Annotated in this window: 12 protein-coding genes and 4 tRNA genes; 14 read left to right on the forward strand and 2 right to left on the reverse strand. The window is 41.8% G+C overall.

What is annotated here, in order from left to right; translation table 11 throughout:
* Positions 1-53: 53 nt before the first annotated feature.
* The 6 genes from D1831_RS13085 to D1831_RS13110 all read left to right on the forward strand — a co-directional run bounded on the left by D1831_RS13085 (position 54) and on the right by D1831_RS13110 (position 3,321).
* Positions 54-126: transfer RNA gene (locus D1831_RS13085), tRNA-Asn, on the forward strand.
* Positions 127-172: 46 nt separating this feature from the next.
* Positions 173-245: transfer RNA gene (locus tag D1831_RS13090), tRNA-Thr, on the forward strand.
* A gap of 470 nt (positions 246-715) precedes the next feature.
* Entirely contained in the window at positions 716-2,188 is a 1,473-nt protein-coding gene (locus tag D1831_RS13095) for a peptide MFS transporter (RefSeq protein WP_125073309.1), read from the forward strand.
* Positions 2,189-2,256: 68 nt separating this feature from the next.
* Positions 2,257-3,084: a metallophosphoesterase gene (locus D1831_RS13100; protein WP_125073310.1), complete on the forward strand. Its 828-nt coding sequence runs from the start codon at positions 2,257-2,259 to the stop codon at positions 3,082-3,084.
* 73 nt (positions 3,085-3,157) lie between these two features.
* Positions 3,158-3,240, forward strand: a tRNA-Tyr gene (locus D1831_RS13105).
* Between the two features lie 9 nt (positions 3,241-3,249).
* Positions 3,250-3,321 (forward strand) — tRNA-Gln (locus D1831_RS13110).
* A gap of 136 nt (positions 3,322-3,457) precedes the next feature.
* On the opposite strand, the gene D1831_RS13115 is transcribed toward D1831_RS13110, so the two are convergent.
* The gene (locus tag D1831_RS13115; protein WP_125073311.1) at positions 3,458-4,603 is read right to left on the reverse strand and encodes a tyrosine-type recombinase/integrase; all 1,146 of its coding nucleotides are present in this window, start codon (positions 4,601-4,603) and stop codon (positions 3,458-3,460) included.
* Between the two features lie 53 nt (positions 4,604-4,656).
* Positions 4,657-5,427 (reverse strand): helix-turn-helix domain-containing protein, encoded by a 771-nt coding sequence (locus D1831_RS13120; protein WP_125073312.1) that lies wholly within the window; start codon positions 5,425-5,427, stop codon positions 4,657-4,659.
* A gap of 163 nt (positions 5,428-5,590) precedes the next feature.
* On the opposite strand from D1831_RS13120, the gene D1831_RS13125 reads away from it, so the two are divergent.
* The 8 genes from D1831_RS13125 to D1831_RS13160 form a co-directional block, all read left to right on the forward strand.
* Positions 5,591-5,803, forward strand: a complete 213-nt coding sequence (locus tag D1831_RS13125; protein WP_125073313.1) for a helix-turn-helix domain-containing protein — start codon at positions 5,591-5,593, stop codon at positions 5,801-5,803.
* A 13-nt stretch (positions 5,804-5,816) separates the two neighbouring features.
* Complete coding sequence (locus D1831_RS13130) at positions 5,817-6,497, forward strand: Rha family transcriptional regulator (RefSeq protein WP_125073314.1); 681 nt, start codon at positions 5,817-5,819, stop codon at positions 6,495-6,497.
* A 51-nt stretch (positions 6,498-6,548) separates the two neighbouring features.
* Complete coding sequence (locus D1831_RS13135; protein ID WP_225422896.1) at positions 6,549-6,839, forward strand: helix-turn-helix domain-containing protein; 291 nt, start codon at positions 6,549-6,551, stop codon at positions 6,837-6,839.
* A gap of 142 nt (positions 6,840-6,981) precedes the next feature.
* A complete protein-coding gene (locus tag D1831_RS13140; RefSeq protein WP_125073315.1) occupies positions 6,982-7,299 on the forward strand; it encodes a hypothetical protein in 318 nt (105 codons plus the stop codon).
* A gap of 141 nt (positions 7,300-7,440) precedes the next feature.
* The gene (locus D1831_RS13145; protein WP_125073316.1) at positions 7,441-7,836 is read left to right on the forward strand and encodes a hypothetical protein; all 396 of its coding nucleotides are present in this window, start codon (positions 7,441-7,443) and stop codon (positions 7,834-7,836) included.
* Entirely contained in the window at positions 7,829-8,050 is a 222-nt protein-coding gene (locus tag D1831_RS13150; protein WP_125073317.1) for a hypothetical protein, read from the forward strand. The genes D1831_RS13145 and D1831_RS13150 overlap by 8 nt, the downstream gene beginning before the upstream one ends.
* 15 nt (positions 8,051-8,065) lie before the next feature.
* Entirely contained in the window at positions 8,066-8,845 is a 780-nt protein-coding gene (locus D1831_RS13155; RefSeq protein ID WP_125073318.1) for a bifunctional DNA primase/polymerase, read from the forward strand.
* Between the two features lie 14 nt (positions 8,846-8,859).
* Positions 8,860-10,286, forward strand: a 1,427-nt coding sequence (locus D1831_RS13160) for a DNA primase family protein (RefSeq protein ID WP_125073319.1), incomplete at its 3' end; no start/stop codon positions are given.

Here is a 10,286-nt window from a genome sequence, read left to right on the forward strand (position 1 = left end):
AGAGTAGTTGGGGGATCGCTCCCTGCGAGGGTAGGACGTTGCCATGCGATTATTCCGACATAGCTCAGTTGGTAGAGCGCTTGACTGTTAATCAAGATGTCGACGGTTCGAGCCCGCCTGTCGGAGTGACAGTAGATGTTGGCATTAATGTTAACATCTCTTTTTATATCATGCCGGCTTAGCTCAGTTGGTAGAGCATCGGTATCGTAAACCGAGGGTCATCAGTTCGACTCTGGTAGCCGGCACTTCGAAAGACGAGACGTGGTTCTCGTCTTTTTTAGACCAGTCAGCATATTAATTGAACGGGCGGTTTTGCGCAGATAACGCAAAACCGCCCGTTTTTTGACTAGCCGACTTCGCAGAAGGTCCGCGCTCAATTTATTTAATTAGATTTTTAAGCAAAAACTACGTTAAGAAATCGTTTACTGTTCATTAATATTATTATATTAAATTAGAAATTAATGTTAGTGAAAATATAATCTTAGGATCAGTAATTACAATGTTATTCGGTTATTTCGTGAATTGCCGGGCTTTGTTATCACCCGATAATGATATGCTTGAATTTTAATTAATGACCATTAGATTAGAAAATGGTTAGGCGTATTGTTGATTAAGATTAAGGCTAGTATAATAGTTATTATGTTTAATTAAGAAACAAATTTTGTTACTTTTAAACGAAACACAAGCTGTATGATTAAGTTTGGAGGAAATTCAATTGGATAAAGAGCAAAAACTGGATCGGTCGTTTTTTGGCCAACCACGTGGACTGCGTACGTTGTTCTTCACTGAAATGTGGGAACGGTTCAGTTACTACGGGATGCGCGCCCTATTAATCTACTATATGTATTATAGTGTCGCAAAGGGTGGCCTTGGCTTTGACCAAGTGACGGCTGCATCCATTATGTCAATTTACTCAGCGTTAGTTTACGTTTCCAGTGTACTTGGTGGCTTTCTAAGTGACCGGGTCTGGGGAAGTCGTAGGACGGTCTTTTACGGTGGTATTTTGATCATGGTTGGGCACATCGTGCTATCGACACCGTTTGGTGCACCGGCACTATTTGCTTCAATCGCCCTGATTGTTATCGGGACTGGTTTATTAAAACCTAACGTTTCAGACATGGTTGGTCAATTATATAGTCCGGAAGATACTCGGCGTGACGCCGGCTTCAGTGTGTTTGTATTTGGGATTAACTTAGGTTCCTTGATCTCACCAATTTTAGTTGGCCGGGTCGGTTTAGGAATTAATTTCCACTTAGGTTTCTCATTGGCTGCAATCGGGATGTTCTTCGGTTTGTTACAATATTACTTTGATGGTAAGAAGAACTTGAGTACTGCCAGTTTGTACCCGACTGATCCGTTAGAACCCAAGGACGTTAAGAAACTCGTTTGGCGAGTAACTTTTGGGGTCGTTGGTTTAGTTTTAGTTTTGATTTTAATGCAATTAATGAACGCTTTGACGTTAAACAATATTATTAACCTGATTACGATTTTGGTTTTAGTAACGCCAATCATTTATTTCATTTTGATGTTAACGTCGGAAAAGACCAACTCCACGGAACGTTCCCGTGTACGGGCCTACATCCCACTCTTCATTGCGGCCGCCTTATTCTGGGCCATTGAAGAACAGGGATCCGCAGTGCTGGCATTATTCGCCGCTAACCGGGTCAACTTGAACCTGGGCTTCATGCACTTAGCTGCATCCGACTTCCAGACTTTGAACCCGCTGTTTATCATGCTATACACCACACCGTTCGTACTGTTATGGACGAAATGGGGGAAGAAGCAACCTAGTTCACCAACTAAGTTTGCGGTTGGGTTAGTTTTTGCCGGTGCCTCTTACTTATTGATGGCCATGCCGGGAGCCCTCTTTGGGACGGCTGGCAAGGTTAGTCCGTTATGGTTAGTTGGTAGCTGGGCATTAGTTGAAATTGCTGAAATGTTGATTTCACCAATCGGTTTATCCGTAACGACGAAATTAGCGCCGAAGGCTTTTGCCTCACAAATGATGAGTATGTGGTTCTTAACCGATTCTGTTGGGAGTGCTTTAAACGCTCAAATCGTTAAGTTCTACTCAACACAAACCGAAGTTCCGTACTTTGCCATTATCGGGATTTCCAGTGTTATTCTCGGAATCATCCTCTTTGCCATGGTGCCATCGATTAAACGGTCGATGAAGGGGATTCTCTAAAACGAAATTTTTTAAAAGGTATGTTATCTTATGGATAACGTATCTTTTTTTATTGGGAGGTTAGCATCATCGTTCGTTTAGCATTTAGTAGTGATAACCATTTTGACGTCAACCGGGTGGATGCGGCTGCGATGATGCAAGCCCAGGCCGCGTATTTGGAACAAAACGGGGTCCAGTGGTATTTGATTGCCGGGGACCTATTTAACGATTTTCAACGCAGTCAGCAATTCGTTGTTGATTTACAGGCCCTATTAGGCCCGCACACGCAAGTTCGCTGGATTGCGGGCAATCATGACATGGTTCACGGCGTGACGTTTGACGAGCTTGAAAAGGGGGGCTTTGCCGGGTGCCTGCATAATCAGTACGTGGATATTCCGAACACGGATTGGCGAATCATCGGTAATAACGGTTGGTACGATTACCAGTTTGCAGCGGGCATTCCGGGGACTACTAGCGCGGACTTTTTGCATTGGAAAAATGCGTTTTGGATCGACCGGGCGATTGAGCAGCCGTTAAGTGATTTAGAACGGACCGATTTGGTCTTAAATCAGGTTAAGGCCCAACTGAGTTTGGCACGTGCTGAACGTAAACGGGTCGTTTTTATGACGCACTTTGTACCACGGGCGGATTACATCCGGATTTCTGATGATAACCGTTTCTGGAACCGGGCTAACGCCCTAATGGGGACACCCCGATTAGGGCGTTTACTGGAAAAGTTTGACGTCGCCCACGTGTTGTTTGGCCACCTCCATATCCATCCGGCGCCTAAAACTTTCGGCGCAACGACCTACTACGATCAAGCAGTCGGCTATGGCTTGAAGCGAATTAACGAGTGGCGGGCGGATAGTTTCATGGCAGAATGGTACCAAGAGACCCGCTTGCTTGATTTGAATTAAAATCAAAAAAGTTTGAAAAAAGCCTTGATTTTTTATTCAAAATTATGTATTCTAATATAGTTGAATGATTTACGGAGGGGTAGCGAAGTCTGGCTAAACGCGGCGGACTGTAAATCCGCTCCTTCGGGTTCGGTGGTTCGAATCCACTCCCCTCCATTTCATTTTTGGGCTATAGCCAAGTGGTAAGGCAACGGGTTTTGATCCCGTGATGCGCTGGTTCGAACCCAGCTAGCCCAATAGAGGATAAACAATAGCCGTCAATGAGGTGCAAAAAGCCTTGATTGACGGCTTTTTGTTTGCCAGAAATTACAATAGCACACATTGTGGTGCAAATAATCTGCACCACAAGTGCACCACAAAATGCACCACGGATTTATATATCCATGTAGCGAGCCAGTTTAGAAGCTGCCTCGTTTTTTTGTTTCTTAGTGACGTGTAAATAAATTTGCTGGGTGATTTTTAAATCAGCGTGCCCCAGGGTCTTAGATACCTCGTTGACGGATGCGCCCGCTTCAAAGGACAATGTGCAAAAAGTATGCCTAAAAGCGTGAATTTTTATACGCCGGAGGTCATAGGCTTTACAGATACTCCGGTTCCAATGATCGGGCATACTAGGTGCCAGCGGCTTATTATCCTGACTAGAGAATACAAGCTGTTTAGGGGACTTAGCGTTATAACCAAGCTCAAAGTACTGCCGTGCTTGCGTTATTCGCCACTTATGGAGCCATTGCAGCGTTTTAGCATCCGTGGTAATGGTTCGATAGCTACTATTGGTCTTAGGCGTCTGGGTAACGATATGCCAGTTTTCACCGAGTGACTGGGTTTTGTTAATCGTTATTTCACCGGTATCAAAATTAACATCCCGCCACTGTAATGCCAGTGCTTCACCACGTCGCACGCCAGTAAAGGCTAACAGCCGGAATAGCATAAACGCTTGCGGGTTGTCGTAGTCATAAGCGCACTCTAGAAAGTGAACTAGTTCGGACTTCTCATAAAATTCTACTTTGGGAGCCTGTTGCTGTGTTTTCTGCTTAGGGATGCTAGTTTTTGCCATTGGGTTACGGGTAATTAGTTCCATCCGTTCCCCAAAGTCAAAGACGCTAATTACATAGGTGCGAAAGCGCCGGTACTGTTTTAAGCCCTGTTTAAGCCAGTTATGAACGATTGTCTGGCATTGGGCGACAGTTATACTCTTAACCCGTTGCGAGCCTAATAAGGGCGTGATATGGAGCCTGAATATATCCGCCGTCTTAGCCCACGTTGATTCTTTTACCTGCTGTTTGTATTCTTCCTTGAACCATTTGTTATATAATTCGGTAAAGGTAATATCATTGTTGGAAATATAACCCTGTTTCTCATAACTTACTTGCATGTTGGAAGTCCATAATTGGGCTTCCTTTTTTGTTTTAAAGCCCCGTTTGTGCATCCGGGTAGCTTGACCATTGGTATTTTTACCAACGGATGCAAAGACTTCCCAATATGAACCGGACTTAGTTTTGTACTGCTTGAATGTTGCCATGTTAAGGATCCTTTCATATCCAGCTGGCGGGCACGGGTATGTAAGGCGATTGGTTAAAATTCCACTCCGTTATGATTCATATATTCCACAATATCTCTTTGCTTAAGAACAACAATAAATTCTCTTTCTGGATCAAAATCATCTTCCCTCAGCTTCCAATGAATTATAAAAGCTGGCAAACTCGTATTCTCCATTTTCCAAATTTCATTGTTATAGGGGCGTTCGGAGTTGCCAATTGCAATACAAAATCTAAGTAGTAACTCGATTGAGAAATCATGCACCAATGATTCTTCTAATTGATTAGAAATTTGAAAGGAGTGCAGAATATTTGCAGACCTACTGTTATCAATTGAATCAGGCACTAAAGACATGGCAAGATTAGTGTTACCAGTTGATAAAGTAGGGGTGTCCTTAGAATTGGTTACGAGTTTAAAAAAAGCAGGCCAATTATCATCCCCACTTACAGGAGCAGGGCTTGAGAAAGAAAAAATGTTATCAAAATATTTGAAAGTGGTAGTCAACAACATTGATTTACTTTCATGGGTTGTTTTATTGCTATGCTTTGCCAAAAATGTAACAACGTTGTCATCAGTGATGGTTAAAGCTGATATTGTAATAGTTTCATCACTAGAGAAGTTTAATATTTCATTTACAGAGACGCCAAGGACATTAATCAATGTATTGAGAGTAGAAAATTTAATACCATTACTTTTATTGTCTGCAAGCATTGTCAGCGTTTTTCTTGATATTTTAGTTGATTTTGATAGATCGGAAATGGATATATTATTTTTGTCCAAAATTGAACGTAAGTTACTTTCTATCATGTAGGCCAACTCCTAATTGCAATAATTTATTACATATTATCACACCTAAAGGTAACAAAATCAAACGAATGTGGATATTATGAGTTGCACGGTTTCGTTCTCGGGTGTATCGTATACACATAATTAAATAATTGATACCTATAGGAAAGAGGACGCAATTTCTATGAATAATAATTTTTCTAAAATTTTGGGCGCAAGATTAATTTCAATTTCAACTGTCCAAGAATCAACCGGAATTTCCCGTAAGACATTGACAGATTTGTACTATAAAAGAACTAAAAATACCAAATTTAATACGTTACGGAAACTTTGCGATTACCTACAAATCCCACTTAGTGAACTGATTGAATATAAGCCGAAACCGGTAGCCAAGTAGAGGAGGACAAGCCATGAACGACCTAGTAACACTGACTTCACAGCGGTTAGACGCCACGGCGTACACAACATCCGACATTATTGCGGATAACACAGGTATAAACCGCCGTTCGCTTAAACGTACTATTCAAAATCATATAAAACGATTAGAACGTTTTGGAAAGGTGGGAACGGTATTCACACCTTTATCAAGCGGGCAGACGGCAGTTTCTTATCAGCTAAACGAGCGTCAAACAATGCTGCTATTTTTCTATTTGAGCCATACGCCACAAGTTGAAAAGTTTCAGGAACGATTAGTAAATCAGTTTACTGTAATGAAACGTGATTTGATCTTGCGACAAGCTAAATTTGAACTAGGTAAGGAGTTCTCCAAAAGTTTGCACGCTGCTATTAGTGAAAGCCCAGCACTGGGTGAACACGGTCATTTGTATATCAATATTAATAAGCTGGTATATAAACAGGCGTTAGGGGTCAACGTGAATGAATTGCGTAAAGCTCGGAACATCCCTAAAACGGAAGCCATTACCCACTATCTAAGCGCTAGTGAGGCGGATGCAGTTAAACGAGTTAAACAGCAAATTAAAGTGTTACTAGGTATGAAACATAACTATCAACAAATTAAGGCAGATTTACAGATACAAGGGGTTGTTTACCAAATTCGGTTAACACTGCCGGCTAAGACAACTATTAATTAAATTGTAGAGTTGGAACAAGCTTTGTAGAGCCTTGAAAGGTGGTGAGGACAATTGAGCGAGAAGCTAAGTGTGATTCTAGGGGATGACCAGAGTAAACAACTACGGGACTACGTTTATAACTTGGTCAGTGATTCGGTAGCATCCGCCAAGCGGGATGCCGGAATTAGTCAGAAGTGGTTACGTAAGCAAGCCGGGGCGGACTACGCCGGGGTATCAAGTGGCACTTTTAGTGGCTGGATTAAAAGCCGGGGACTACCGGTGCATGTAATCAACGGTACAACGTTGGTCAGTAAGTACGATATTGACAAGTTTATTAACGGCAATGGGATTATTACTAAATAAAAGATGCTGGCGGCACGGGCATTGCTATTAGTTAGCTTAGTTACAACGTGGCGGACATATTTGTCCGTCACGGTTAAATCAATGTTTTACGGCCAAACAAATTTGTTTGATTGCAGCATTTTATAGGAATGGGGGAAAACGAATGGCAAAGACACACAACTTTGAGTTAACTGATAATCAATTTAAGGAACTAATACGAATAGCTGGCCAAATGTTAGCCATACAGACTAGTAATGCCGGGCAGCGGGTAACGGTTGACCATCTTACTAAGTTGATTATGACCCAGAATGAGCTATTAGAAAAATACAACAACGGTGAGGTAAACACGTCTGTTGTATTGGATAACTATTTATCATTGATGGCAATACTGGAAGATGGTGTATCTGAATATGGCGGTCAACTAGACAATACAACGGTGATTGCTAAAGATACGTACACGTTTTTAGAGGGAATATTTTAGGAGTGTAATGATGATTGAGCGTAAAAAAAGAACCCTGCATAACTTTGGCGAGTTACAGGGTTCAAGGTTGCTAAGTCCTATTAGATAACCTTTTTACGTCTTTCATTTTAACAGATTTAAATAGAAAGGCGAATAAAATCAATGCAAAAAAGGTATAACGATCTTTACCAGTTAACCGATATTAACAGTGATTGTGAGAAAGCACTAACCCTATTAAGTGAGGTAAAGCAACCATGCCGCACTGCTTTAGTTGCGAATGATTTAATTAGGCGAGTACTTAAAAAAGCAGTTGATGAAATGCCCGATTATTCTCGATTGGATGCTGACGAGTTAAGAAAAGAGTTGGATAACCAATGGATTCTTTTCTATAGTGCTTTATCTGAATTTCAGGCTACGGATAATTCAATTTCAGCCATTGAAAATAAATTGGCCGGTGTTAAACACGTTATTGCGAACATTAACGATACCGCAGCGGGGGTTAATGCTGCTATTAAAGAAGTTATGACGCGGGATGAGGAGGATACAGACCATGAATAATACACAAATACAATTAAACCACGCTAAGGCCACGTTACAAGGAACCTTAGTTCAGTTAGATTACTTACAAGAGCTAGTTAATGGCACCGCCATGAATGAACGGAAGTGGCTAAAGATTAGCCAGCAGATCCATAATATCAAGTTGAACAGTATTGGGGCGGCGGATGAATTGGCGTCCGTCCAAATCATCCCGTTAATTGGCGAAACGGTCTAAGGCGGGTGAGTATGTATGAAACAATCGGAGGTACTTACCACAGCGTTAAAGCTGGCCGGTGACGGCATTCCAGTCTATCCGCTAGCACCTAACAGTAAAGTGCCACTAAAGGGCAGTAGCGGTTATCAGGACGCTACCACTGACATCCAAACTATTGCGGGGTGGTTTGAGCATGTACCAAGGGCAAACCTTGGTATGCGATTAGATCAAGCCGGCTTATTGGTAGTAGACGTTGACCGGCACGGTAAAACAGACGGCGTGCAGACCATGAAACAACTAAATAACCAGGGCAAGACGTTACCGTCTGATACCTATATTGAGCGGACACCGAATAACGGACTGCACTACTTTTTTAGATGCGCTACCAGGCTAGCCGTTAAGAGGCATATAAATCTATACCCGGGCATTGATGTACTAACTGATTTTATTTTGATTGCCCCTAGCATGATTAATGGCGGTGCTTATAAATCAATTGAAGCCGGTGCGACTATTCAAGACGCACCACAGTGGTTAATGAATGACCTGTTACCCAGTCAACGGATGAACAGGACGCCAGAACACGCCTCACGGATTCGTAAAACATGGGCAGGACGGTTGCTAGACGAGTTAACAACTGGGACTAGTGAGGGCAACCGCAACAGCTATTTAACGTCATTATTAGGAAAAATATTGCGGACGGGTTGTGATGGTGGCACAGCCTACGAATTGTTGCAATATGCTAATGAACGATTACAGCCGCCGTTACCGGATAAAGAAGTAAATACGATTTTTAAATCAATTATTAAACGAATTTGAAAGGAGGTTGAGCCTTGGATGATGATATTAAAGAGGCAATAGCTGGTTATAATCACAAGCCGAAAAAAACGGCTAATCTGCAAAAGAAATTTAAAAACCGGGATGAAATGGCATCCGTTTTACATGATGAAGTAGAGCTATGGCAATTAGATCATCAGACCGATAGGCAAATTAAGCAAGATAAGCTACCGCCGCTAACAACTTTAGCCGGGGCGGATATACTACGGCGGCACTTCCATTTTTGCCTGTTTGCTAATAATGAAAGCGAGCGGTTAGCGGTCTATTTGCCAGATCAGGGGATCTATACCCAGAACTATCTATTTTTAAAGCAGTTAATTGCCATCATGTACCGGCCTTTTGTGGAACGGCAAGCAGAAGATGTTATCTATCACTTAAAGACGGTGGCCAAGGTGCAAACCTTAACGAATGATCGTTATTTAGTGCCAGTTAATAACGGGATATGGAACTTACACCAACACAAGTTAATGCCGTTCAGTCCTAGGTACGTATTTACAACTAAGATTGCGACTGATTATCATGAGAACCCGGTACCGCCTAATATTAAAGGGTGGACGTTTGACGGATGGCTAAATGAGCTGGCTTGTGATGATCAGGAGATTGTAAAATTGTTTTGGGAAGTCATTGCGGACAGCTTAAACGGAAACTATACCCGAAAAAAGGCTATCTTTTTATTTAGTGAACTAGGTAGCAGCGGTAAAGGCACCTTTCAGGAATTAATTAGTAACTTGGTTGGAAATGCTAACGTGGCCACGTTGAAAGTCAATGAGTTTGATATGCGTTTCAGGCTAGCGGGATTAGTTGGTAAAACGGTTTGTATTGGTGATGATATTGCCCCGGATATCTATATTAAGGACAGTAGCAATTTTAACAGTGTGGTTACTGGGGACTTGGTAAACGTTGAGAATAAAGGACAGGACGGCTATACAGCCCGGCTAATGCCTACGATTATTCAATCATGTAACGGCTTGCCAAATTTCCATAATAAGGGCGGTACTATACGGCGGATTGTGATTGTGCCGTTTAATAATCACTTTCAAGGTAATGGCGATAATTGGAACGTTCGCAATGATTATATAGCCCGGCAAGCGGTGTTAGAGTACGTTCTCTATCAAGCCTTACAATTAGACTTTGAAAAGTTTGATATTCCTACAGCGTCACAGCAAGCTCTAACAGAGTTTGAAGAAGATAACGATCCGCTAATAGGTTTTAAGTCTAGTTTCTTTGACGAAATCAATATCAATAAAATTCCTACGTATTATCTATACGAATACTATAAAAAGTATTGTAAGGTGAACGGATTAGGAATATACGGGCAAACTAAATTTGTTAGACGTTTTATGACACTGATTACTGGTTACGAAAAAAAGCAGGCTAAGTTATCAAGTGACGACTTAAAAAGAATTAGTGAGATCCGTCATTG

Source organism: Lactiplantibacillus garii (assembly GCF_003885105.1).
GTDB classification, from domain to species: domain Bacteria; phylum Bacillota; class Bacilli; order Lactobacillales; family Lactobacillaceae; genus Lactiplantibacillus; species Lactiplantibacillus garii.

What these genes read in the sequence shown, in the direction of transcription:
- D1831_RS13150 (WP_125073317.1), top strand. Translation starts at nt 7,829, where the DNA reads ATGAATAATACACAAATACAATTAAACCACGCTAAGGCCACGTTACAA.
- D1831_RS13140 (WP_125073315.1), top strand. Translation starts at nt 6,982, where the DNA reads ATGGCAAAGACACACAACTTTGAGTTAACTGATAATCAATTTAAGGAA.
- D1831_RS13125 (WP_125073313.1), top strand. Translation starts at nt 5,591, where the DNA reads ATGAATAATAATTTTTCTAAAATTTTGGGCGCAAGATTAATTTCAATT.
- D1831_RS13115 (WP_125073311.1), bottom strand. Translation starts at nt 4,603, where the DNA reads ATGGCAACATTCAAGCAGTACAAAACTAAGTCCGGTTCATATTGGGAA.
- D1831_RS13155 (WP_125073318.1), top strand. Translation starts at nt 8,066, where the DNA reads ATGAAACAATCGGAGGTACTTACCACAGCGTTAAAGCTGGCCGGTGAC.
- D1831_RS13145 (WP_125073316.1), top strand. Translation starts at nt 7,441, where the DNA reads ATGCAAAAAAGGTATAACGATCTTTACCAGTTAACCGATATTAACAGT.
- D1831_RS13130 (WP_125073314.1), top strand. Translation starts at nt 5,817, where the DNA reads ATGAACGACCTAGTAACACTGACTTCACAGCGGTTAGACGCCACGGCG.
- D1831_RS13120 (WP_125073312.1), bottom strand. Translation starts at nt 5,427, where the DNA reads ATGATAGAAAGTAACTTACGTTCAATTTTGGACAAAAATAATATATCC.